General features: G+C 41.5%; 22 protein-coding genes. 7 read left to right on the top strand and 15 right to left on the bottom strand.

What is annotated here, in order from left to right:
* The first annotated feature begins 85 nt into the window (after positions 1-85).
* Complete coding sequence (locus tag BM386_RS18660) at positions 86-1,057, top strand: deoxyhypusine synthase family protein (protein WP_091697025.1); 972 nt, start codon at positions 86-88, stop codon at positions 1,055-1,057.
* 2 nt (positions 1,058-1,059) lie between these two features.
* Positions 1,060-2,685: an OmpA family protein gene (locus tag BM386_RS18655; protein ID WP_091697023.1), complete on the top strand. Its 1,626-nt coding sequence runs from the start codon at positions 1,060-1,062 to the stop codon at positions 2,683-2,685.
* Between the two features lie 150 nt (positions 2,686-2,835).
* Here the strand turns inward: BM386_RS18655 and BM386_RS18650 are convergent, their stop codons facing one another.
* From BM386_RS18650 to BM386_RS18630, 5 genes are all read right to left on the bottom strand, one after another.
* Positions 2,836-5,106 carry a S9 family peptidase gene (locus BM386_RS18650; RefSeq protein WP_091697021.1) on the bottom strand — a complete coding sequence of 757 codons (2,271 nt, stop codon included), beginning with the start codon at positions 5,104-5,106 and terminating at the stop codon, positions 2,836-2,838.
* Between the two features lie 39 nt (positions 5,107-5,145).
* Entirely contained in the window at positions 5,146-5,637 is a 492-nt protein-coding gene (locus tag BM386_RS18645; protein ID WP_091697019.1) for a hypothetical protein, read from the bottom strand.
* Between the two features lie 3 nt (positions 5,638-5,640).
* Complete coding sequence (locus BM386_RS18640; RefSeq protein ID WP_091697017.1) at positions 5,641-6,195, bottom strand: DUF4287 domain-containing protein; 555 nt, start codon at positions 6,193-6,195, stop codon at positions 5,641-5,643.
* Positions 6,196-6,198: 3 nt separating this feature from the next.
* Positions 6,199-7,203 (bottom strand): endonuclease/exonuclease/phosphatase family protein, encoded by a 1,005-nt coding sequence (locus BM386_RS18635; protein WP_091697016.1) that lies wholly within the window; start codon positions 7,201-7,203, stop codon positions 6,199-6,201.
* Between the two features lie 78 nt (positions 7,204-7,281).
* On the bottom strand, positions 7,282-8,427 hold the full coding sequence (locus BM386_RS18630; RefSeq protein WP_091697014.1) for an acyltransferase family protein: 1,146 nt from the start codon (positions 8,425-8,427) through the stop codon (positions 7,282-7,284).
* Between the two features lie 115 nt (positions 8,428-8,542).
* Here BM386_RS18630 and BM386_RS18625 point away from each other — a divergent pair, with 115 nt between their 5' ends.
* Positions 8,543-9,427 (top strand): PPK2 family polyphosphate kinase, encoded by an 885-nt coding sequence (locus BM386_RS18625; protein ID WP_091697013.1) that lies wholly within the window; start codon positions 8,543-8,545, stop codon positions 9,425-9,427.
* 10 nt (positions 9,428-9,437) lie between these two features.
* On the opposite strand, the gene BM386_RS18620 is transcribed toward BM386_RS18625, so the two are convergent.
* Genes BM386_RS18620 through BM386_RS18610 form a run of 3 tightly spaced genes read right to left on the bottom strand, consistent with a single transcriptional unit; the run spans position 9,438 to position 15,343 of the window.
* Positions 9,438-11,567, bottom strand: a complete 2,130-nt coding sequence (locus tag BM386_RS18620; protein WP_091697011.1) for a c-type cytochrome domain-containing protein — start codon at positions 11,565-11,567, stop codon at positions 9,438-9,440.
* A gap of 7 nt (positions 11,568-11,574) precedes the next feature.
* Positions 11,575-13,029 (bottom strand): DUF1501 domain-containing protein, encoded by a 1,455-nt coding sequence (locus BM386_RS18615; RefSeq protein WP_091697010.1) that lies wholly within the window; start codon positions 13,027-13,029, stop codon positions 11,575-11,577.
* Position 13,030: 1 nt separating this feature from the next.
* A complete protein-coding gene (locus BM386_RS18610) occupies positions 13,031-15,343 on the bottom strand; it encodes a PSD1 and planctomycete cytochrome C domain-containing protein (RefSeq protein ID WP_170857130.1) in 2,313 nt (770 codons plus the stop codon).
* A 268-nt stretch (positions 15,344-15,611) separates the two neighbouring features.
* Here BM386_RS18610 and BM386_RS18605 point away from each other — a divergent pair, with 268 nt between their 5' ends.
* Entirely contained in the window at positions 15,612-16,055 is a 444-nt protein-coding gene (locus BM386_RS18605) for a hypothetical protein (RefSeq protein ID WP_091697008.1), read from the top strand.
* A gap of 52 nt (positions 16,056-16,107) precedes the next feature.
* Here the strand turns inward: BM386_RS18605 and accC are convergent, their stop codons facing one another.
* From accC to pdxA, 7 genes are all read right to left on the bottom strand, one after another.
* Positions 16,108-17,457, bottom strand: a complete 1,350-nt coding sequence (gene accC, locus BM386_RS18600) for an acetyl-CoA carboxylase biotin carboxylase subunit (protein WP_091697007.1) — start codon at positions 17,455-17,457, stop codon at positions 16,108-16,110.
* 24 nt (positions 17,458-17,481) lie between these two features.
* Positions 17,482-17,949, bottom strand: a complete 468-nt coding sequence (accB, locus tag BM386_RS18595; protein ID WP_091697005.1) for an acetyl-CoA carboxylase biotin carboxyl carrier protein — start codon at positions 17,947-17,949, stop codon at positions 17,482-17,484.
* Positions 17,950-18,045: 96 nt separating this feature from the next.
* The gene (gene efp, locus BM386_RS18590) at positions 18,046-18,609 is read right to left on the bottom strand and encodes an elongation factor P (protein ID WP_091697003.1); all 564 of its coding nucleotides are present in this window, start codon (positions 18,607-18,609) and stop codon (positions 18,046-18,048) included.
* Positions 18,610-18,639: 30 nt separating this feature from the next.
* A complete protein-coding gene (locus tag BM386_RS18585; RefSeq protein WP_091697002.1) occupies positions 18,640-19,638 on the bottom strand; it encodes a beta-ketoacyl-ACP synthase III in 999 nt (332 codons plus the stop codon).
* A gap of 228 nt (positions 19,639-19,866) precedes the next feature.
* On the bottom strand, positions 19,867-20,058 hold the full coding sequence (gene rpmF / locus BM386_RS18580; RefSeq protein WP_057938136.1) for a 50S ribosomal protein L32: 192 nt from the start codon (positions 20,056-20,058) through the stop codon (positions 19,867-19,869).
* Positions 20,059-20,076: 18 nt separating this feature from the next.
* The gene (locus BM386_RS18575) at positions 20,077-20,646 is read right to left on the bottom strand and encodes a YceD family protein (RefSeq protein ID WP_091697000.1); all 570 of its coding nucleotides are present in this window, start codon (positions 20,644-20,646) and stop codon (positions 20,077-20,079) included.
* A 108-nt stretch (positions 20,647-20,754) separates the two neighbouring features.
* The gene (gene pdxA, locus BM386_RS18570) at positions 20,755-21,777 is read right to left on the bottom strand and encodes a 4-hydroxythreonine-4-phosphate dehydrogenase PdxA (protein ID WP_091696997.1); all 1,023 of its coding nucleotides are present in this window, start codon (positions 21,775-21,777) and stop codon (positions 20,755-20,757) included.
* Positions 21,778-21,898: 121 nt separating this feature from the next.
* Here pdxA and rsmA point away from each other — a divergent pair, with 121 nt between their 5' ends.
* From rsmA to BM386_RS18555, 3 genes are read left to right on the top strand one after another with little or no spacing between them, the layout of a single operon-like run.
* Positions 21,899-22,684 (top strand): 16S rRNA (adenine(1518)-N(6)/adenine(1519)-N(6))-dimethyltransferase RsmA, encoded by a 786-nt coding sequence (gene rsmA / locus BM386_RS18565; RefSeq protein ID WP_091696995.1) that lies wholly within the window; start codon positions 21,899-21,901, stop codon positions 22,682-22,684.
* Positions 22,671-24,038, top strand: a complete 1,368-nt coding sequence (mgtE, locus tag BM386_RS18560) for a magnesium transporter (protein ID WP_091696994.1) — start codon at positions 22,671-22,673, stop codon at positions 24,036-24,038. The genes rsmA and mgtE overlap by 14 nt, the downstream gene beginning before the upstream one ends.
* A gap of 9 nt (positions 24,039-24,047) precedes the next feature.
* Positions 24,048-24,983, top strand: coding sequence for a 2-hydroxyacid dehydrogenase (locus tag BM386_RS18555; RefSeq protein ID WP_091696992.1), 936 nt, complete (start codon positions 24,048-24,050; stop codon positions 24,981-24,983).
* The last annotated feature ends 15 nt before the right edge of the window (positions 24,984-24,998 follow it).

The following is a 24,998-nucleotide window of genomic DNA, read 5'->3' as shown; positions in this document are numbered from 1 at the left end:
TTCTAAATATTGAAACCCAGCTTAGGCTGGGTTTTTTTGTGGGGAAAAATTGGGTAATTTTGATGCTCTAACGAAAATTTATAGAATGAAAATCACTGAATTTTTAAAGCATAATTATCGCCACTTCAATGCAGCTGCATTGATCGATGCAGCTGAAGGTTATAAAAGCCATTTGGATAATGGGGGAAAGATGATGGTTACTCTAGCAGGTGCCATGTCAACCGCTGAGCTAGGCATTTCTCTTGCAGAGATGATCCGTCAGGATAAAATCCAGATCATTACTTGTACAGGAGCAAATCTAGAAGAGGATGTGTTCAATTTGGTCGCTCATGATTATTACGAGCGTATTCCAAATTATCGTGAGCTGACTCCCGCTCAGGAGCAGGATTTGGTAGAAAGACACATGAATCGAGTGACAGACACCTGTATTCCTGAGATGGAGGCGATGCGTAGGATTGAAAACGTGATTTTGGAAGAATGGGTGAAAGCCGATCAAGCCGGAGAAGCATTCTTTCCGCATGAGTTTATCTACAAAATTTTGCTTTCCGGCAAGCTTGAAGATTCGTATCAGATTGACCCAAAAGATAGCTGGTTGCTGGAAGCTGCCAAAAAGAACATTCCAATTATCGTCCCTGGATGGGAAGATTCCACCTTGGGAAATATGTTTGCGGGTCACGTAATCTCAGGAGATGTGAAGAATGTACACACCGTGCGAACTGGTATCGAATACATGATGTACCTCGCAGAATGGTACACAAACACTGCAACAGACGAGAGTACGATCGGATTTTTCCAAATTGGCGGGGGAATTGCAGGAGACTTTCCTATATGTGTGGTGCCGATGCTGCATCAGGATCTACAACGGGAGAATGTGCCTCTTTGGGGGTATTTCTGCCAAATTTCTGATTCGACCACTTCTTACGGTTCGTATTCAGGAGCTGTTCCAAATGAAAAAATCACTTGGGGTAAACTTGGAATCGATACTCCGAAATTTATTATCGAGTCTGATGCAACGATCGTAGCACCTTTGGTATTTGCCATTGTGCTGGATCAATAATTATGAGAGATTTAAAAAACGTATTTCAAAAAGCAAGTGGCGCAATGCTACTTGCTTTTTGCATTTCATTTAACCTCCAGGCGCAGAAAGTAGTATCGCTTTCTGGCGCCAACAGCCCACAGGATGATATGAATCCTGTCTGGATTGGAGATAATACATTACTATTTACCCGTGCTTTTCATCCAGACAATATCGGAGGAGTAACAGACCCGGGAGATATCTGGATGACCAAAAAATCGGAGTCTGGACAGTGGCAGGAAGCAGTTCACCGGGCCGATTTAAGTACAGATGGCTATGATTTCTCGCTCGGATTAGAAGACTACTTGACACTTTTAGTATATCACACAGGCGGAAAACGATTCGGGATATACCAATATTCTAAATTTGGTACGGACTGGAATTTTCTTCGTCAGGTATCTATGGTTGGTTTAGAGGAGCTTTCTGGTCAGGTCACCGGAAGAGTAGGATCTGGTGGCAACGTGATTTTTCTTTCTGGAAAAGGAAAAGACTCTAAGGGCAATGAGGACATCTATGTCAGTGAGAAACTGGGGCCAATAGAATGGTCAAAACCTGTCAATATAGGAGCTTCAGTCAATACAATTGGGCAGGAAATGAGCCCGTACTACGATAACAAATCCGGTGAATTATACTTCTCTTCGAACATGCATGAAGGGGCGGAAGGCAAGGATATATTTATAGCAAAGCGAATGGGCGAAGGTTGGAACAACTGGAGCAAGCCGGAGCTGTGGCAGCAAATAAGCTCGCCAGGATCTGAAGTTTCTATTACCTTCATTAATGAGGAAGAAGTAGTATGGACAAGCACCCAAAACAGTGATGGTTTTGCGGATTTGTTGACTTTCGAAACGGTTGTTCCTCTTGAGATTCCCGAAGAATTTGTAGCAGCAGCGCCAGAGCCTTTAGCTCCACTTGAAAAACCTGCAAAACCTAAAAAAGTCTCTATAGTCCCTATTTACCCTTCCTCTGCTGTTGGGTTTCCAGAAGTAAAAATGGTAGAGGAGGAGCTGGAAGCGGAAGAAAATCCAATATCCTGGTTTGTAGTAGATGCTAAGAACAAGACCATGGTTCCTTTTTCCATCAGCTATAAATTGGGTGATGCTACTATTTCTAAAAATGCCAGTGATTCGCTTAAACTGTCCGAGCTAGCAGCCTCTGAACTTAAAGAAGTGAAGATCTCTGCTGAGGGTTATTTTCCTAAATCAGTTTTACTAAGTGACATCAAAACTGGAGAACCTACTGTGGTTTTAATGACCAAAGCAGAGTCAGGAAGCATGATTCTGCTTGAAAATGTAAATTTTAAAAGAGGCACAGCTGAATTAGAAGGAGAGGATACAAAAGCCTCCTTGACTGAATTGGCAGGATTTCTTTTGGAAAACCCATCAATGAAACTTAGAATTCACGGACATACTGATAGTTCGGGTGATCCGGGGTTGAACAAGGCGCTTTCACTGGATCGGGCTGGAAGTGTGAGGGATTTTCTCATCGAGCAAGGAGTGCCCTTTGAAAGCCTTAGGATATCAGGCTGGGGAGGAACCAGACCGACTGCATCTAATGCCACCGAAACCGGAAGGTCAAAAAATAGAAGGGTGGAATTGGAAGTAGAAAGGTAATCGATTTCCAGGCTTTACTTTCTGCCCTAATTCAAATTAATCTGAGGATTTACTCAGAGATTTTGAAAATTTCCTGTCTATCAAAAAAGCGCAGACCTCAGGATCTGCGCTTTTTTGATTTGATTTCAAATTTTTAACCTCAAATCCCTCTCACTTCTGAATCTGATAATGCCTTATTGGCTTTTCTCCCATCAGATGCTCAATGAAGTAATCCCAGCGTTTTTTGGTGAAATAATCTCCATCAGTTCTTCCGAAACTATGGTTCCGGCTCGGCCAGATAAATAAGTCAAAGTCTTTTCCAGCGTTGATCAGTGCCTCAGCAAATTTGAAAGTTGCTGAAGGATTCACATTCTCGTCTATTCCTCCATGTGCCAATAGCAAATGCCCTTTGAGGTTTGCGGCATTCGTAATATTGGATTGCATGTGGTAAAAATCTCCTACAGGATATCCCATATACATTTCAGGCCACCAGGCTTTTTCCATCCGGTGGTCATGATCTCCAGCTGAGGCAACTCCCACTTTGTAGAAGTCGGAATGCAAAAGCATCGCTCTACCTGCGTCATATCCTCCTGCCGAGTGACCAAATATCCCGACTTTATCCACATCCATAAATTTATTTTTTGAAGCTAGCTCTTTGATTGCCAGCACATGGTCTGTGGTTCCGTCGCCAAGGTTATTATAGGAAACGTCATTAAAAGCTTTTCCACGACCATTTGTTCCCAAACCATCCACCGTAACTACCACAAAACCCAATTCTGCCATCGGCTGTTGTAAACCGATCAAGCCAGCTTTGAACGTCTTGGGCGTAATGTCTGTATGAGGACCGGAATAGGTGTAGTCGATAATTGGATATTTCTTTTTGGAACTGAAATCTGTCGGGACGTAATAAATCCCATAGATAATCGTCTTTCCATCCTTAGCCGTTGCCGTGAATTGCTTAGGGCTTTGGTAGCCTTTTTCAGTGAGGTTTGAAATATCAGCTGTTGAAACCTCGTGCACAATCTTACCTGTTTTCAATTCTCTTACTATTGAGACTGTCGGTTGATCTACCGTAGAATAGTTGTCAACAAAATAGTTGTTTCCATTACGATAGCTGATGTCGTGAAAGGCATTTTCTGGTGTCAATAATTCTAGACCTGTGCCATCGAAATTCACTCTGTAAACAAAGGAATAATAAGGATTCACATCCTTTTCCTTTCCTGCAGCTTCAAAATATACAACTTCATTTTCCTCATCAATTGAAAGTAAACTTTTCACCACATAATCTCCTGAAGTGATTCTATTGACAAGTTTGCCTGTTTTCCAATCCATCAAATACAACTGATTCCAGCCTGATTTTTCAGTCCCGAGGATAAATTGTCCGTTGTCCAGCCTCCTAAAAATGTTATTGTTGTTGATATGAGTGGTTGAGGATTCGGAATAGACTTTTCTGATTTCTCTGGAGTCAGCATTGATCTCGATTAGATCAAAACTTTTGAAACCTCTTTCAATGTATGTCCCGTAGAGATTTTCACTTTTACTATCCCAATTGAAATTCATTCCGATGAAATGAGGCAGTGATAGCCCTTGGAATTTGGTAGTCTCTTTAGTCTCAAGATCAAACAATACGGGGGTGTACATTACCACAGTAGTATCTCCAGGCGATGCGCGGTAATACGCCATCAGCTGGGGACGGAATTTATCATCCTGACTATTATCCAAGAGCAGCATCTTCTCAGCCAATCGTAAATCCACAATCTGAGTTTGGATTTTCTTGGAATCTGGTGACCAGTTGACTGTAAAGTGAGGGGGACGTTCTCCGTTTTCGCCCAGAACCATATCTGACCAGCCCCAGTAGGAGGCATATTCATAGTCTTTATTCCCGTCGTAGCTCAATTGGACTTCCTCGCCCGTTTCCAGATTTTCTACAAATAAGTTGAAGTTGCGGACGTAAGCTTTCCAGTTGCCATCAGGGGAAATTGAAACGGACCTATCTCTGGAATCACTTGAATTCCTCTTTGATTCCAGAGTTCCGTCAGCAAAAGTCCAGCTTTTATTGTTCCATTCGAAGCTTAATGAGCCATCAGCTTTAAGTTGTATTCTTGAGAACGGCAGGCTATTAGGATCAATGGTTTCTCCGCTTTTTTCACTGAGCAATTTTGCCAATTCCGTATGATCAAAAGCTTCTTTGGTTTCACCTTTTTCAATAGCTGTATGGAAAAAACGCTTTCCATCCTCGGTATAAGTCTGGTGCCAAAAGCTTTTCTTATCATCCAACCAATTAGGGATCACGTCCAGGTGATAAACTTCTTTCTGTATATTTCCGCTCAGAAAGTATTCCGCTTTGTGATAGGTGTCTTCCGTGATTTGGGCAAAAGACGAATCAGTAAATGTGAAGACAGTAAACAGTAAGAAAGAGGCTATAAAAAATCCTTGTTTCATAATGTGGGCGTTTAGAACCACAAAATGCAAAATTGAATTTTAAGGAAGGATTTCGGGCATAAAAATTTTTGATTCTATTACTTGACCGGTCGAAAGAGTGGTGCAGACTTTTATGGAATTGCTAAGGAAAAGCTCAATGTAGTGCTTATCAGAAGCAAACGTTAGGTTGAATTGTTCAGGCAATTCTTGGCCTTGTTTTAATTCTTTCAACCGTGCCGTGGGTTTCAACTCCTTTTCCCAACTTTCGTTTAGAGATTTCAAATCTTTATAAAAATCTACTCTCACCTTATGGATATATATACTACTTTCCTCAGTATTGATGAATGAAAACTGAAGTTTCTTACCTATATGCGGCTTTTCTCCCAGAGCAAGGTCTTCGTATTTTTCCCGTATCTTGAGATTGACTGTAAGTTCTATTTTCTCCCTCTTATCCTGTTTCTTTTTATCAAGCTGGTATTTGTAATACCTTATCAAACCAACAAAAATCCCAGTTATGGCGGTAATAATGGAAATAATCACAATTGGATCCATGGTCTAACCTGCGTTTTCGTAAGACTGTCTTAACCATTTTATCATTTCTTCAGATATACCCCCATCGGTGCCGAACTGAACCCTATGACTACACATCCCATTAGATTTAGTATCTATTTCCAGAATTCCATCAGCAGGATGACCTATAAGATTAATTCCGATTTCAAAGCGGCTTTTTGTCGCAGGGACTAGTATGGCAAATTGCTTTTTTCTCTTCACACTTACGTAAGAATTTTTGGGAGCAAATTCCACATCTGGACCAAATGCCTTGATCTCTTCGCGGAGTTTTTCATAAATAGGTAAAAAGTGCTCTTTTCCTTTGTATTGCTTGGTGATTAGTTCATCCGTATCCGAAACTGATCCAGCATCTGATTTGAGTGCTTTGTGAGCCACTAGATTGGCAAAACCATGAGTAAATGAATGTTCTGATTTTAAGAATTTAACGATTTCACCGTGTTTTTTTAAGTCTGTTTTCTGAACAGTCGCAACCCATTGATCCAGACTTTTGCCTGTGTTTTTCTCAAGGTTGTCGATCATTTTTTGTGCTGCTTGATCCATTGTTTATATCGGTGTTGCTGTTTCTATTTCACAAAGAATGGGGAAGTGATCTGCGCCTCTGATCAAGGAATTTCTCACACCTTGGATAGTGCCATTATCCTTTTCCAAATAGGGGTTCCATACAGTACCATTTAGGACATTAATTCCTTGACTGGCAAGTATATGGTCTATCAGGACATTTACTTGATCTCCAGTGATTCTATCTGTATATCGACTGGAATTTGGAGTGTATCCGTAGCTGTTGAGTTTTGGCTTTGGCAGAACCGATTTTAGTACAAATTCAGGCTTCCAAAGATCCCCCAAAAGAATTTCCACCGCGCTTTTTGAGAATTTATTTTCGTAGAAATCCAACTCAAAACCATCGTTGATATCACCCATCACCATGACCTGCTGGTCTTTTTCCATATACTCATCACAGCGCTCACGTATGGACATACATTCTGCAAATAACTTGAGTCTATCGCGGGCAGAAATCTGCTCGAATCTGGCGTAATCCACCATGTCAAAAATCCCCTTAGACTTGGTGTGGGCTATAATCACCCGGGTAATTAATGTATCATCCAAACCCAAAATACTGAGTTCCAATGGTGGACGATAATGCTTGTATTGTTCTTTGATCAGACGATTGGTGGTGTCTTGCAAGAATGGCTCGTCAAATCGCTTTCCTGCTTTAGTCTCAGGAGTGAAGAGTACATTTATTTTATCTGCCTTGTAGATAGCACAAAGTTCCTGTTGACCTGGTGAAGGGAAGCCGTGAACTCCTTTATAATTTGAACCCGGGATAAAGGTTTGAGTCCAGATTTCTAGTTGGGCGGAGGCAGTTTTGGAACCATCCACTAAAGTATTTGGACCTTCTACTATTCCTAGAAAATCTGGATCCATGGCCTGAATCACTTCAGCCAGTTGCTGACTTCGGGTCAGTTCCTTCCCGCTCATTTTGGGATTGCCGTCGGTATCAAAAAGATCCCGCATCCACTCCACATTATAAACTCCGATTTTAAGTTTCATAAAAAATATAGCTTTGGTTAAAAATCTTTGTCAAGTTACATTTTTGTAGGTATATGTCTGGTTAACAAATTATTGCATTTATACTTTTATGTAAATTTTCTTCTTATCCATCCACAATCCGATCACCCAAATAATAAGCATATAGCTAAAGGCAAATAGGAAAGAAGCCATTTTAGGCGAAAGCCAACTGGTATAGAAATTTTGATAAATGAAGCCTTTTAGTGTGGTATCTCCAACTGGTATCATGGATAAAAGAGTGACAACAAGACCAGAAAATACATAAAGAATTAGTGGGTTTCTCCCGAAAACCTCAAAGAAATAGGTCCAACCTTTCCATTTTTTGACTTCAATCACAGCTACCAAAAGAGCTAATAAAACGAGGTCAATTCCTGTCGTGAGCAATACATAAGAGCTGGTCCAAATCTTTTTATTGATGGGGAAAAGAATATCCCAGGCATAACTGACGATGATAAGTACCAAGCCTACCGCCAGTAATTTCTTGACCGCATCCATCGTATTTCCCAATTTCTGGATCATTTTGCCAGCCAGGTAGCCAGCGATTACATTTACAATTCCTGGCAAAGTGCTTAGTATTCCTTCGGGATCAAATGGTATTCCTTCGCCTCCATACATTCTTTCTGAACCTATAAGTGCCAAATCGAGCTTGATTGCTGCATTGCCTGTAAGACCATATGGATCCGCCGCATCACCAAAGAAATATAGGATAGCCCAATAGCCCAAAAGTGCGATAGCGCTAAAAATCCATGCTCCTTTTATTCCTCCATAATAAAGAACCACCGCTCCAAAGAAGTAGCAAAGTGCAATTCGCTGCAATACTCCGAAGAGTCTTACCTCGGTTAAATCTATAAAACTCATTGCTCCAGATTCTGAAATATCATAGAACGGAAATGCATTTAACAGCCATCCTATCAGGAAAATCAAAATGGTTCTTTTACCTACTTTTTTGAAAAAGTCAGCCGTGTTCATTTGCTGGAGCTTTTTCATCGAAAAACTCATGGCATTGCCGACTACGAAAAGGAAAGTGGGAAATACTAAATCAGTGGGAGTGAAGCCATGCCATTTGGCGTGTGCTAGCGGTGCAAAAAGGTTGCTCCAGTCGCCTGCAGTATTCACTACGATCATAAATGCAATCGTCAAACCGCGAAGTACGTCCAAGGCCAGGTATCGATTACTTATACCTGGAGAGATAGAATCTTGGGTCATTATAAGATTGGGGAAAAGTGATAAAAGACAGTGTTTTTCTGTAGGGTTAAGATAAAATATTATCTTGTTCTTTACTTAAAAACAGACTTTTTATCGACTCAAATTCTTATTACAAATGAAAAATATCTCCTCTGATGACTTTAAAGTAACTAAGTCGATTTCGCTAAAAGATATCCCAACCTCCATAGACCTTGAAGCTTCCGAGAAAAAAAAGGAAAAAGAACTGAATAAATTGAGGGAAAAACTCAGTGAGCATCAAGACACGATGTACGCCCATAATAAATATGCTGTGCTCATCTGTCTTCAGGGGATGGATACCGCCGGGAAGGATAGTTTGATTCGCGAAGTATTCAAAGAATTCAATCCACGTGGCGTGGTGGTTCATAGTTTCAAGACTCCTTCGACACTGGAGTTGCAGCATGATTTCCTATGGAGGCATAGTGTATGCTTGCCACAGCGTGGAAAATATGGGGTTTTTAACCGTACGCATTATGAAAATGTACTCGTGACTAGAGTGCATCCTACCTATATTTTGGGAGAAAATATCCCAGGGATAAATTCTGCCGATGATATCACGGAGGAGTTTTGGGAAAATCGGTTTGATCAGATCAATAACTTTGAAAAGCAGATCAGCGATAACGGGACGATCATTTTTAAATTTTTTCTGCACCTTGGAAAAGAAGAGCAAAGGCAGCGTTTACTTCGCCGTTTGAATAAGCCAAAGCACAATTGGAAATTTTCTCCTGGGGATCTCAAAGAGCGGGAACGCTGGGATGATTATCAGAAATGTTACGAAGAGGCGATCAATAAGACCTCCAAGAAACACGCACCTTGGTACATCATTCCTTCGGATAATAAGGAAGCGGCGCGAGTAATTGTAGCTCAGATCATCTATGATGAGATGAAAAAAATCAAGGACATAGCAGAGCCACAGCTGGATGAAGCTATCAAGAAGAATATTGAAATGTATAAGGAGATTTTGAGTAAGGAGGGAAGCTGAATTTTCCTCCCTATTCATTAAATATCACTTCATCCACAAATACCCAACCTTTGCTTCCCGCATTTGGGTGCCATTTAGGTAAATGTGGAAGTGGAGTAAGGGTAATTTTCAGCTTTTCGTAGTTTGTGTTTTCTAACTCCAGAGTCAATAACTCTGATCTAGCTGACAAAGCTTTTGGTGATACTTCGGGTGAATTGCTTGCTAGCTGTACCCACTTTCCATTTTCCAAACCTTGAACAGTTACTTTCGAAGGTGGGAAAATATGCGCTCCTTCGTTGTAAAGTAAGCTAAGGGACATTTCTTTAGCCTTTTTCAAATTTTCGAAGTCAACTTCCAAGACCATGGGTTGATCCTGAAACCCTAACCATTTTTGACCATGGTTGGCAGCCTCGGCTTTCACCAAATCAAACAGCGTAGTTGCTCCTGAAGCCTTGTATTTAGAATTTGGCTCGTACAGTAATGAAAATTCAGATGGTTTAATGCCAGAATGTATATAAACTGATTCTTTTACTTTCGAGCCCTTCCAGTTATTTGCATATGCTTTGGCTACGATTTTTCCGGTGGATGTAACAAAAATTGGTTGAGAATAAACCGGACTAGTAAGACTGTCTGGGTCTGTGCCGTCAAGAGTGTAACGAATCTCAGCTGTTTTAATAGGGTGGGAAAGCTTAATCTCCAGACTATCTTGGTAGATCATTTCTGCTTGAGAAATGATCGGGCTATTCAATTCATAGATGATGCCTTTTCCGTCAAATCCAAAGTCAATGACAGTCTCAGGAAGTGCTTTTTGAAGTGACTCCTGATCCTGATCATTCATTCCTGTGGACCATACATAGAGCTTTTTGAGAGACTTCATTTTAGAAATATTTTCTAGCGAAGCCTGATCTATCTCATTTCCCGAAATAGCCAAAACTTCCAATGTGCCCAGTTCAGAAATGGTTTTTATCTGCTCAGGCTCTAGGTCAGTAAAGTTCAATTGAAGTTCTTCCAGATGCTTGAAGTCCTTAAGGAACTTGAGATCAATTCCTGCCAAAGGCATTTTGTTCAGGCTTAATCTTACGACTTGATCTTTTACAGATTTAAGGTCTGTGAGGGATTCAGGCTGAAAAGCTGAAATTCCAAAATAAGAAACATCCAAAGCTGGTGACTCTGGGAAAAGAGGTTGGATGGAACGGAATGAGGTATTCAGTTCAGCGATATCATCAGGATCAGCCGCATCAAAAGAATAAATTTTATTCCCTTCAAACTTTACCGATGCCAATTGATATAGCTCATTTTCTGCAGGAAGTGAAACCAGTTTTTGTTCGAAACTTGCTCCTGATGCTACCCACTCGCTTAAGATCAAAAGTTCTTCCTCAGTCAACTGAGCTTTATTCTTAGGAGGCATGTGCTTTTTATCATCTTCGGGAAGATTGATACGCTGGATAAGCAGTGATTTTTCGAAATCTCCAGCCAATACAAATGGCCCTGATTTCCCGCCTTTTTGTAAACCTTCGATATGATCCAGCCGTAGTTCTCCTTTGATCTTGCCTTCCTTGTGACAGCTGACGCATTTTGCCTGCAAAATAGGCTGAACCACATCGTTAAAAATCTCCGCTTCTGCCAAAGGAATTACCTCAACTTCATTTGATATTATGGGAGCCAAAAGAAAATCTTCACCATGTGTCAATCCTGCTCCCCAATGTCCGGTGGCGATAATGGCAAAGGCCAACACAATGCTGGAAATCCGGATATAGTTTGCCTTTGAAGACCTGAAAAAGTAGAGAAGGATACATCCGGCGAAAACAGCGATTCCACCCCATTTATGCCAGGTTAAAATCTCTCCGGTGTATTCTTCCTGTGCCAAAATCAGCCCGGCAATCACCGTAATTCCAGCAAAGTTGCAACCAGCCAAAAAGCTAATTTCTCCAATCTCTCTTATTTCAGGTTTGTTATCAATTCCAGGAATCCAGAAAAAGAGCAAGCCCATCAAAAGTAATACGATAGGAAAGTGTAGCAATATAGGATGGCTCCTGCCTACGACCTGAAGCCAATCGGGCAAAACCAGTGCATTTCCAGCTAAAGTGATGATAAGGGTAAGACCTATCCAAACGAAAAGCGTGTTTTCCAGAATTGATCTGATCGAAGAAATCTTGAGCATACGGGTTTTAGGCAATTAAATCTTTTACAACCTTGCCCGAGACGTCAGTCAGGCGATACCTTCTTCCTAGATGTTTGTAAGTCATGCGCTCATGATCGATTCCCATCAAGTGGAGCATGGTGGCTTGGAAATCATGAACGTGAACCGGGTTTTCGGTGATGTTATAGCCAAACTCATCAGTTTCACCATAAACCATTCCTGACTTCACGCCGCCTCCGGCCATCCAAATCGAGAATGCACGTGGGTGATGATCGCGACCGTAATTATCTACTTGGATTTTTCCTTGGCAGTAATTCGTTCTTCCAAATTCTCCTCCCCAGATGACCAAAGTTTCATCCAGTAAGCCTCTTTGCTTCAAATCGGTAATTAGCGCTGCTGATGCCTGATCGACATCTTCGGCTTGCAGGCGCATTTCATTTGGCAAATTGCCATGCTGATCCCAGCCTTGATGATAGAGTTGCACGAATCGGACGCCACTTTCTGATAGCTTTCTGGCCAAAAGACAGTTGGCAGCATAGGTACCGGGAACAAGACAATCTGGACCGTAAAGTTTTATAATACTTTCAGGTTCTTTGGACACGTCGGTCATTTCCGGCACCGCCGTTTGCATGCGGTAGGCCATTTCGTAATGCTTGACTTTCGCGGAAATCTCTGGATCATTGAATTGCTTCATGCTCAGATCATTCATTGCAGCAATTTGATCTATCATCTTTCTGCGCTCTGAGCGACTCATGGATTCTGGGTCTTTAAGGTAAAGCACAGGATCTTCAGAATTGGAAAACTGTACGCCTTGGTGCGTTGCGTCTAAGAATCCATTGCTCCATAATTTTGAATACACTCCCTGGCCGTTACCACGTCCTCGACTTAGCAGAACTGAAAATGCTGGAAGATTACTATTCTCAGATCCCAAGCCATAACTCAACCAGGACCCCATGCTTGGACGGTTGCCTACCTGTGCTCCAGTTTGGAAGAAGGTAAGTGCAGGGTCATGATTGATGGCATCGGTATGCATGGATTTGACTATGCAGATGTCATCCACAATACCGGCTGTATGTGGAAAAACCTCTGATATCCAGGCTCTGGATTCTCCGTATTGGTCAAACTTGTAATTTGAGCCAACTAATGGGAAAGAAGATTGACCAGCGGTCATTCCTGTAAGTCTCTGAGTTCCTCGAATGGATTCTGGAAGCTCTTCTCCCATTCTTTTGATTAACTCTGGCTTATAATCAAAAGATTCTAGTTGACTTGGAGCTCCGTTCTGAAACAAATAAATCACCCGTTTTGCTTTGGGAGCAAAATGCGGTAGGGCACTGATCATTGCTTCCTCGGCTTCAGATTTTCCGGAGAAAAGATCAGGAACCAAAAGCGATCCTAAAGCCAGACTTCCAACACCAAGGCTTAATCTGGAGAGAAATTTCCTTCTGTTATGGTTCAGCCCTTCTTCTAATATTTCCTTTTCCATGTTAGCTCTTGGTAATGGTTTCTTCCAGATTGTAAATGCTTACGATCACTTGCATAAGCGCTGCAGTCTCTGGGTTAATATTTTTTTCTTCCAAAGGAAATTCTCCCACACTTAATGTTGGAAGGATTTGGTCTGAGTTTTCTGTGAATCTATTTAATTGATCTTCGTAGTAGGACAGGAGGATATCCTTTTCCTTAGTGGTCAGATCTCTGCATACTATTCGCTTAAATGCAGTTTCAATAGCCATTTCACCATTCTTATTTTCCTCCCACATTTTGCCAGCTAAAACCCTTGAAGCTTCCAAAATCATCGGATCATTCATCATCACCAAGGCCTGAAGCGGGGTATTGGTTCTGCTTCTCCCGATTTCGCATCGGTCACGGTTACTGGAGTCGAAAATTATAGCTTTGGGAGGTGGGACAGTTAATTTTATAAAATTGTAAAGGCCTCTGCGGTAGAGTTTGTCTCCTTTATCCTGAACATAAGTGGCCAATTCACCGCGTCCGGAAGTTGCTGCCTCCCAAATTCCTTCGGGCATATAGGGTTTGACACTTGGGCCGCCTAGCTTTCTCACAAGCAATCCGCTGCTAGCCAAAACCAAATCCTGAATGTTTTCCGCAGGAAGGCGTAAACGAGGTGCTCTCGCTAGGTATAAGTTGTCTGGATCTGTATTCAGGTGTTTTTCTGTGATTACGGCGCTTTGCTTATAGGTAGCTGAACTCAGTATCTGCTTCATCAGCCGATTGATATCCCATCCATTTTCCATAAAATCAACCGCCAGCCAATCCAATAACTCAGGATGTGTAGGCAAATCTCCTTGCATTCCAAAGTCACCAGCAGATTTGACGATTCCCTGACCAAAAATCTCCTGCCACATCAGATTTACGAAAACACGAGAAGTAAGCGGATTCTCTGCAGCCGTCATCCACTTGGCAAGTCCTAGACGGGTTTTTTCCAAATCCTCAGGGAATTCCATGATCGAGGAAGGAGTAGATGGCTCTACCTCTACAGTTGGGGCATCATATACGCCACGATCAAGAATGTAAGTTGGCCGTTGCTCTTCCAATTCACCCATTACGGAGATGCTCAATTTGGAGGTATCGGAGTAGTTGATAAAATTCATAATGCCCGACAAATCTTCCTGCTCTACAAATAGGATAGGAGTTTTCGCAGGTTTGGATTGGGAAACATCTCCTTGATATCCTTTTTCTGGGGTATTATTGAAAAAGGCAAACATCTCGTAATACTCCTTTTGTGAAAAAGGATCGTATTTGTGATCATGACACTGTGCACACTCCATGGTGATTCCAAGAAGTCCTTTGCTAACCGTATTGGTTTTGTCAAGTACGTATTCTATTCTGTATTCCTCGTCGATTACCCCGCCTTCTTCGGTGTATTTATGGTTTCTGTTGAAGGCTGTCGCCAAAATCTGCTCTTTGTTGGCATTCGGTAAAAGATCGCCTGCGAGTTGCCAAGTGACAAATTGATCATAAGGCATATTCTCATTGAAAGCATGAATCACCCAGTCGCGGTAAGGCCATTGCGTCCTGATATTGTCATCCTGATAGCCATAGCTGTCTGAATACCGCGAAATATCCATCCAGAGGATAGCCATTTTCTCCCCAAAACCGGGGTCAGCTAATAAGCCATCCAGTAAATCCTCATACGAAAGCTCTCCCGAGAAATCACCAAATCTATCCAAAACTTCGGGAGAAGGAGGAAGTCCAGTAAGGTCCAGACTTGCACGCTTGATGAGTTCGTAGGATTTGGCTTCAGGATTCGGTTGAAGCCCTTTTTCCTTCATTTTCTTCAGGGTGAAGCGATCTATTTCATTGATAGTCCAGTCAGTTTCTTCGGGTAACTCCGTCTTTTCTGCCTTGATAAAAGCCCAGTGCGGCTCGTATTTGGCTCCTTGCTCAATCCATTTTTTGATCAGTTGGATTTCTTTTTCTGATAATGCAAGATTGGACTCTGGCGGGGGCATGAGCTCTCCAGGATCCTCGGAAATGATTCTATGGTAAACTGTGGACTCTTCTAAGTTTCCAGGTTTAATTACGAACTGACTTGGATCATCTTTTAAAGCAGCATAGGCTCCTTCTTCTGTATCTAAGCGAAGTTCGGATTCCCGCTTATTTGCATCTGGACCATGGCAGACAAAGCATTTGTCGGAGAGAATGGGGCGGATATGAAAATTGTAGCTAACCTGCTCGATATCGGAAAGTTGTACTTCATTGGTTTGCTTTTGGGTACAACCAAACATAGCAATGCCGAGGAAGGAGAAAGTAAAAAGCGTGGAGATCTTTAGGTAAGTCATTTTCGGGTCTAATCGATAATTAAATCACTCTTAAACTAGCGATAATTTGCAGAACTGCCGTCATGAATAAGGTTATTTTCTTGTGCTTTTTTGATTAAATGAAATAAACTTTATGAAAAATATTGATTAATAGAAGATTGTTTTGTGATTTTTAGGATTTGAAAAATTTGACTTAGAAGCAACCATCTTTGAACGAATAAGTATTTTATGTAGCTTTCAAAATGTGTTGGAATGGAGCAGGTTGAAACCACAAATATTTAGAGTAATAATGAGAAAACGAGCTTCAATTTTAATTCTATTTGCCTCCGTTATACTAATAACTTCGTGTAAAGCTTACAGAAATCCCAAAAATCTTAATCCCAAGTATCCGATTGAGTCCCCAGAGCTTGAAGACGAAATCCCAGGACTTCAAAATCTTCTAAGAGGGGATAAAATAAAAGTAGCGGGAAAAGACTTGCGCATGAGCTACTTGCTGTATTCTGGTGTGGAGCAGGGGAATCTTTCTGGGGAATTATGGAAAGAAGGTGGCAAAAAGCTAAAAGAACCTAAGGCTATTCGTATTCCTTTAGATCAAATAGATTATATCAGAGTGAGACGGAAAAGTATAGGAGCCACTTTAGCCTGGACACTTGGTTTGGGTGTAGCAGCCACAGTGGGTATGACCATTGTTTTGGCGGATGTATATGGTCAAATTGGGCCTGATGAAAATTAACAAAAAAGCTGCCCAATTTGGACAGCTCTCTAATTCAATCTTTTTTATCTGATTATCCTTTTATCACAGAGAAGTCAAAATCTTCCAGAAACTTCGTAGTGAAGTTTCCTTCCTTGAATTGCTCGTTTTCCAGCAAGGCTATGTGGAATGGGATCGTGGTTTTGATACCGTCGATTACAAATTCTTCCAGCGCTCTTTTCATTCTCACAATGACTTCCTCTCTTGACTGGCCACTTACGATCAGTTTAGCAATCATGGAATCATAATTAGGAGGAATCACATATCCTGCGTAAACGTGTGAATCGATTCTTACACCACGACCACCTGGAATATGTAGGTTTTGGATTTTACCTGGACTTGGTCTGAAACCATGAGCAGGATCTTCAGCATTGATTCTACATTCCATAGCATAAAGCTTAGGATAGTAGTTTCTTCCTGAAATAGTTTCTCCAGCAGCTACTTTGATTTGTTCTTTGATCAAGTCGAAATCCGTAACTTCCTCAGTAATTGGATGCTCTACCTGAATACGGGTATTCATCTCCATGAAGAAGAAGTTGCGGTGCTTATCCACGAGGAATTCTACCGTACCAGCACCTTCGTATCCGATGGCTTCTGCACCTTTGATAGCAGCTTTTCCCATTTCTTCTCTCAACTCATCCGTGATGAATGGGGAAGGGGTTTCTTCAACCAATTTCTGGTGTCTTCTCTGGATGGAACAGTCCCGCTCAGACAGGTGACAAGCTTTTCCGGTTTTATCTCCGATGATCTGAATCTCTATGTGTCGAGGTTCTTCTACGTATTTTTCAAGATATAGCCCGTCGTTTCCGAAAGCCGCACCAGATTCCATTCTTGCGTCATCCCATGCTTTTTTGAATCCAGCTTCTTCTTTTACTATCCTCATTCCACGGCCACCACCACCGGCAGTTGCTTTGAGAATGACAGGATAGCCCATTTCATTGGCGAGCTTGATTCCTTGCTCCATGCTTTCCAGGATCCCTTCAGATCCAGGAATAGTAGGAACTCCAGCAGCTTTCATGGTTGCTTTGGCGGTAGCCTTGTCACCCATTTGATTGATCATCTCGGCACTGGCTCCAATAAATTTGATTCCGTATTCTTCACAGATTTTGGAAAACTCTGCATTTTCTGAAAGGAAACCGTATCCTGGGTGAATAGCATCTGCATTGGTGATTTCTGCAGCGGCAATGATTCTAGGAATGTTCAGATAGGACTCGCGGCTAGGTGCAGGACCTATGCAGACAGCTTCGTCAGCGAATCTGACATGAAGGCTATCCTTATCCGCAGTGGAATAAACTGCTACAGTTTCAATCCCCATCTCTTTACAGGTGCGGATGATTCTTAAGGCAATTTCACCTCTATTGGCAATTAGTATTTTTTTAAACACAGCTATTTATTTTGGGTGAAAAAATTAACCTGCTGGATCTACAAGGAATAACGGTTGGTCATATTCTACAGGAGTAGAATTGCTAACCAGGATTTTCACGATTTTACCGGAGATTTCAGACTCGATTTCATTGAAAAGCTTCATTGCTTCGATGATACACACGGTTTCACCGGCTTTTACAGAATCACCAACCGCTACAAATGGATCAGCATCTGGGCTAGAAGTAAGGTAGAATGTCCCGATCATTGGTGATTTGATCTCTACTAAATTAGATGGAGCCTCTGCTGGTGCAGGTGCTGAGGCAGGAGCTGCTGCAGGCGCAGGTGTTGGTGCAGGCGCTGGAGCTTGTGCGGCTACTTCTACAGTTCTTGGAGCTGAAGACTCAGCATATTTCTTAATAGAAAGTTCAAACTCGTCAGTCTTGATTTTAACTTCCGCCAAACCAGAATTAGAGATGTAATCGATTAACTCCTGAATCTCTTTTGCTTTCATAGGTCTATTATTTAGATGTGCCAAAAGGCAATATTTTAAATGGGTTATCAAAGAATAAAGCTGTGTAATTTAAGGAAATCACACAGCTTAACTAAGTTATTTTACTCTTTCTGAGTACGAACCGTCACGGGTATCGACTTTGATCATAATGTCTTGCTCCACGAAAAGGGGCACCATGACAGTAGCTCCAGTCTCTACAGTAGCAGCCTTTAATGCGTTGGTAGCGGTGTCTCCTTTGATGCCAGGCTCGGTATAAGTGATCATTAATTCTACAAACGGAGGAAGCTCAACTGCAAGGGGAGTTTCTGTTTCGTCATGAATCAGGATGTCAACCAATTGCCCGTCTTTCAATAAGTTAGCTCTTTCGATGAGCTTTTCATCAATTGAAATTTGCTCAAATGTGGTTGTGTCCATGAAGTTGTAACCCATGTCATCAGCATAAAGAAACTGATGTGGTCTTTTTTCAACTCTGGCTGTTTCTACTTTTTCGCCTGCACTGAATGTTTTGTCCAATGTTTTGCCAGAAGTGATCCCTTTCATTTTTGTTCTCACAAATGCGGGGCCTTTTCCAGGTTTGACATGCTGAAATTCGACGATCGTATAGATGTCATTATTCATGACCAAACAAAGTCCGTTTTTAAAATCTGCTGTACTAGCCATACTATTCTTATCGTATTATTTATTTTGAACTTATTTCGGATCGTATGCCCACTTCAAATAAATGGAACCCCATGTGAATCCACCTCCAAAAGCGGCAAGAACTAAGTTGTCACCCTTTTTCAACTGATTTTCATAGTCCCAAAGACAAAGTGGAATGGTGGCAGCTGTTGTATTGCCGTACTTTTCGATATTCATCATCACTTTATCAGATCCGATTCCCATACGGTTGGCAGTAGCATTGATGATCCTCAGGTTCGCTTGATGCGGAACAAGCCAAGCGACATCTTCACCTTTCAAGCCATTTTTTTCCATGATCTCCGCACTTACATCTGCCATATTAGTCACAGCAAACTTAAATACTGTTGAACCTTCTTGGAAGGCAAAATGCTCCTTAGCATCCACAGTTTCATGTGTTGCGGGTCTGCGGCTTCCGCCAGCTTTCATGTGCAGGTATGGAGCTCCTGTTCCATCAGATTTGAGAATAGAATCCACAATGCCCAAATCTTCAGTAGTTGGCTCTAGCATGACTGCTCCCGCGCCATCGCCAAAAAGGATGCAGGTGGCTCTATCCGTGTAATCGACAATAGAAGACATTTTATCAGCACCGACTACGATTACTTTTTTATGACTTCCTGTTTGTATGAACTGGCTCCCAATCTGCAAAGCATATAAAAAACCAGAACAAGCGGCACCTATATCGAAACTATAGCTGTTTTTGGCTCCCACTAAATCAGCAATAATATTTGCAGTAGCAGGAAAAGGCATGTCTGGAGTGACAGTAGCGCAAATAATCAAATCCACATCCAAAGGGTCAATGCCAGTTTTTTCCAAAAGACCTTTTACAGCCTCAGCACCCATTACCGATGAGCCTTGATCTTCTCCTTTAAGTATTCTTCTTTCTTTTATTCCAGTCCTTGAGACTATCCACTCGTCGTTTGTCTCTACGAGCTCCTCAAGTTCTTTATTGGTCAACCTGTATTCCGGAACGTAACCTTGTATTCCGGTGATCATGGCTCTTAGTTTGTCCATTATGCTTGGTTTAAGTTAAGATGATCAAATCAAAATCATCTAAAACTGTTTGTTATGGATGTATTCTAACCTGTAAGGAAGGCAAAAATATTACAATTGTCATTCTCTACCAAAAGAAATCCATTAACGGGGGTTAATAGGCTTGATTAACAAGCTGTTTGAATTGGGGCTAAAAAAAAATCCATTCGCAAGTGGCGAATGGATTTTATAAGCTATTAAGATGACTGATTAAGCCAATATTTCTTTCTCAATGATAACTTGTCCTTTGTAGTACAATTTACCGTCCAACCAGAAAGCTCTGTGTGGTAGGTGCATTTCGCCTGTAGTAGGACATTTAGCCAAACCTGGAGCCTCTAACTTGTAGTGAGTTCTTCTTTTATCTCTTCTGGTTTTCGAAATTTTTCGTTTAGGATGTGCCATTTTATGCGTGGTTTATGATTATTCCTTGTTTTTTAACTTTTTTAAAAGATCCCATCTAGGATCGACTGGTGTATTATCTTCATCGGATTCTGAGTCATTCTCGGAGTCATTGGAATCCTGCCCATCTATGTAAGCGTAAATTCCTTCTCCTTCGTATTCCTCATCATCCATTTCGTTTCTGTAATCAGGATGAATCTTTTTTAGTGGCAAAGCCAATAAAATAAATTCGTAAATCAACTGAGCGACATTGACTTTCGGGGTATCCCGCGTAATCATAATAACATCTTCATCGATTTCTTTTTCCTCAGCGCCGAATTTGTAAATCATCTTTTCGTGAAAATCCAGTGGCTGTTCAAACTGCTCCAAACTTCTATCACAGGTCAAGGTTACTTTCCCCGCAATATGAAAATCCATTTCAATTAAATTAGCTCCGACTTTCATTTTGATCCGTACGATCAAATTACCTTTTTCGACTAGTTCGTTGTCTTCGAAGTGTTGGAAAAATGAATCTCCGATTTCGAAGTCAATTTCGTGGATGCCTTCGAGGAACTTAATGACCTCAATATCAAATGTTCTCCAGAATTTCACGATGTCTCCTCTCGATTTAAGACCGCAAAAATAGTGAATAATTATAAAAGGATAAAAGAGATATTGAAATAATCTTTGGTTTTATTCAAAAATCTCTGGTTTTCCTTCTCAATCATCCGATTCCTGCGGGTTGTGTTGTTGAATAATGTCTGCTGCCAAGAAAATAGCTGCTCGCATGGAGCCCTCGTCTGCGACGTTTTTCCCAGCTATATTGTACGCAGTGCCATGATCTGGCGATGTTCTAACTACGGGCAACCCAGCGGTGAAGTTTACCCCTGTGCTGAATGCCATTGACTTGAAAGGAACTAAACCCTGATCATGATACATGGCCAATACACCATCAAATTTGGTCTGGTGAGCCATGCCGAAAAATCCATCTGCTGGATAAGGGCCGAATACCATTTTGTTCTGGTCTTTCAAAGCGTGAATGGCTGGTTTAATGATTTGCTCTTCTTCTTCGCCCAATAGCCCGTCTTCACCCGCATGTGGGTTCAGTCCCAGAATTGCGATTTTTGGTTTATTGATGCCAAAGTCTTTTTCTAGAGTTTTGAGCAGAATTTTAGCTTTTTGAATAATACGCTCCTGAGTCACATTCTCTGCCACTTTTGCCAACGGCACATGACCTGTCACTAAACCTACGCGAAGCTGCTCAGCACACATCAGCATTAGACTCTCTTTGGATCCAACGGCTTCAGTGATGAATTCGGTATGTCCGACAAAGGGAAGTTCTTCCGAATTCACATTGTTTTTATTGAGTGGAGCGGTTACCAATGCCTGGATTTTCCCTTCCTTTAGATCATCAACTGCCATTTTCAATGCTTCCAAAGCAAATTTCCCGGCTTCCTGGGTTTCTACTCCAGGAATTACTTCTGGACATTCTTCGGTGACATTGATTACATTGATGCGTTTGTGCTGAACCTCATCTATGCTTCTGATTTGTGAAAAATTAAAATCATCCATGCCCAGTTGTTTCCTATAGAATGTCAAGGCTTTACCATGCGCATAGATTAGCGGGGTAAATGACTTGTAGGTTCTGTTGTCCAGCAGGGCTTTCATGGTGACTTCTACGCCGATTCCGTTTATGTCGCCAATGCTTATTCCGATAATGGGTTTGATCTTTCGTTGATGCATATAAATTATAATGTGGACTAGGTGTTAAGGTTTGGTCAAGCCTCCATGGGTAAGCTAGTCCTTTAGAATTATTCTCTTAATTTTGAGTTTGCAATTTATAAAAATTTATCTGAGCTAACCGATGGAAAAGGTCAAAGCCAAGAAACACTTGGGACAGCATTTTTTGACCGATTTGAGTATTGCGGAGCAAATAGCGCAAGCGGTCAAAGGGCATAACGGAGTATCTAAAGTTCTGGAAATAGGACCGGGGATGGGTGTACTCACTGATTTTCTGATGAAGGAAAGCCTGGATTTATATCTAATAGATATTGATAAAGAATCCATTGTTTACTTGCATAAAAAATACCCCGAACTCGGTGATAAGATTATTGAAGGGGATTTTCTGAAAATGAATTTGGAAGATCTATTCACCGATAAGTTTGCCATTGCGGGTAATTTCCCCTACAACATTTCCTCTCAGATTTTTTTCAAAGTCTTGGAAGTAAAAGATCAGGTGACAGAAGTCGTTTGCATGCTCCAAAAGGAAGTAGCAGAGCGGATTGCTTCACCAAAAGGGAATAAAGACTATGGAATACTCTCTGTATTATTGCAGGCTTTTTACGATATAGAATACCTGTTTACAGTTCCTCCGCATGTATTTGATCCCCCTCCGAAAGTTAATTCTGGGGTAATCCGTCTAACCAGAAATGCGACCGAGAAATTGGATTGCAACGAAAAGCTATTCAAACAGGTTGTAAAGGCAGGCTTTGGTAATAGGCGTAAAACTCTTCGCAACTGCCTGAAGCCTTTTAACCTACCAGAGGAGTTTAATACACATCCTATTTTGAGTTTGCGTGCCGAGCAATTGGACGTAGCAGACTTTATTTTTCTCACCCAAACAATCGAAACTTCCCGTGGAAATCATTAAGCAGTTTGAACTTTCGAAGGAGTACTTAGAAAGCCTACAGCAGGCGATTGAAGCGGAGGACTTGAACTTTATTCAAGAGTCGCTTGATGGCGTTAATGTAGCGGATATTGCTGCTTTGCTCGATGAGCTATCCATGGAGGAATCCATTTATGTGCTTAGGGTTTTGGACGCACAGTTGGCTGCTGATATTATTATCGAGCTGGAAGCTACCAATCAGCATAAAGTTCTGAAGGAGTTGGAAGTGCAGGAAATGGCCAATCTGATTGAGTTGATGGACTCGGATGATGGTGCTGATATACTTAATCTCTTTTTGGAAAGAGAGCGGGAAGATATCATCAGCCACTTTCAGGATAAGGTAAAGTCAGATCAGATTCTCGAACTCTTACGCTACGATGAAGATACTGCAGGTGGTATCATGGCGAAGGAATATATTCGAGCTAATAAAAACTGGAATGTAGTTCAGACGATTAATGAGATTCGTCGCCAAGCCGAAAATGTAAGTAAGATCTATTCCATTTTCGTGGTGAACAACCGTCAGCAATTGATGGGAATCGTATCCCTGAAGCGGATTGTATTGGCTTCGGACGAAACTAAGATCGAGGATATCTATGAAGAAGAAGTGATCTCTGTGCCAACTTACATGGATCAGGAAGAGGTGGCTGAAGTCATGCGAAAGTATGATTTGGAATCGCTACCTGTTGTGAATAGTAAGAATAAATTGGTAGGAAGAATTACGGTCGATGATATCCTGGATGTAATCCGAGAAGAAGCCGAGGAGGATATTCAGGCAATGACGGGTATATCAGATACCGTGGATGAATATGATAGTGTGATAAAGCTTTCCAAAGCCAGACTTCCTTGGTTGTTGATTGGGATTTGCGGCGGGCTGCTTGGTGCTGGGTTTATAGGTTTTTTTGAGGAAGGGCTAAGTAAGGTGACTGCGCTTGCCTTTTTTATTCCTCTCATCACTGCAACAGGTGGAAACGTAGGAATCCAAACTTCATCCATCGTAGTGCAGTCTCTTGCCAGCAAATCGATTTTCGATGATTCTATGGCCAAAAGGTTTCTGAAAGTGCTTTTAGTCGCTATTCTGAATGGATTGATCTTGGCCACTTTCGTCTTTGGCGTGGTAGTTTTATTCTATAAAACTGATGTGTCATTCGCCATGGTCGTCTCCATCGCTTTGTTTTCAGTTGTGCTTCTCGCTTCATTTATGGGCACCATCACACCGATTATTCTTGACAAAATTGGTATCAATCCAGCGTTAGCTTCCGGGCCATTTATCACCACTGCAAATGATTTGATTGGACTGGCAGTTTACTTTTTGGTAGCGATGTCTTTACTACATATATAATTGTAAAAAATGAAGATTCTAATCATTGACGATATGCATGAGAGCATCATTCCTATGCTGGAAAAGCAAGGGCATGAAGTCGTCTATTCTCCAGAAATCACCCGTGATGAGATTTTAGCCTGTGTTGCTGAGTTTGATGGACTTATAATTCGGTCCAAAACACCGATGGATCGGGATCTGCTAGAGCGGGCAACAAATCTGAAATTCATTGGAAGAGCTGGTGCAGGACTGGATAAAATTGATCTGGAATATATGGCTGAAAGGGATATCAAACTTTTCCATGCCGCCAAAGGAAACCGTGATGCAGTGGCAGAGCATGCGGTTGGTATGCTTCTAGCACTTTTCAATACTATTGAAAAAGCTAACCAGGAAGTCAGAAAAGGTATTTGGGACCGAGAAGGAAACCGTGGCCATGAGCTAATGGGTAAAACTGTTGGGATTATGGGCTTTGGGAATATGGGAAAGTCCTTTGCCCAGAGACTACAAGGATTTAACGTAAATATTCTCGCGTATGATAAATACAAGATGGATTTTGGAGACGATTTCGTCCAGGAAGTAATCTGGGAAAAGCTGAAAGCTGAGGCAGATATTCTCAGCATTCACGTTCCGCTTACACCTGAAACTAGGGACTTTTTTACGTTGAAAGAACTCAAAAGCTTCGCAAAACCATTTTGGCTGATCAATACGGCTAGGGGAGAAGTAATCAGTTTCAAAACCTTGAATGAAGCATTGGATCAGGGAATTTTACGAGGAGCTTTGCTGGATGTATTGGAAAATGAGAAGTTCCAGAAGTTTACGCCCGAGCAAAAAGCTGAGTTTGAAAAACTGGCTGCTAGAGAAAATGTATTGTTTAGTCCACATGTGGCAGGCTGGACTTATGAATCCTACGAAAAGATTAATAAAGTTTTAGCGAAAAGGATCAAAAAGGCCTTTAAAGAGAATTAGACAAGATTTTAATAG

This window comes from Algoriphagus locisalis (assembly GCF_900116615.1).
In the GTDB taxonomy this organism is placed as follows: domain Bacteria; phylum Bacteroidota; class Bacteroidia; order Cytophagales; family Cyclobacteriaceae; genus Algoriphagus; species Algoriphagus locisalis.
The sequence above is the reverse complement of the archived record's forward strand: the minus strand, read 5'-3'. Positions and strand labels throughout refer to the sequence as shown.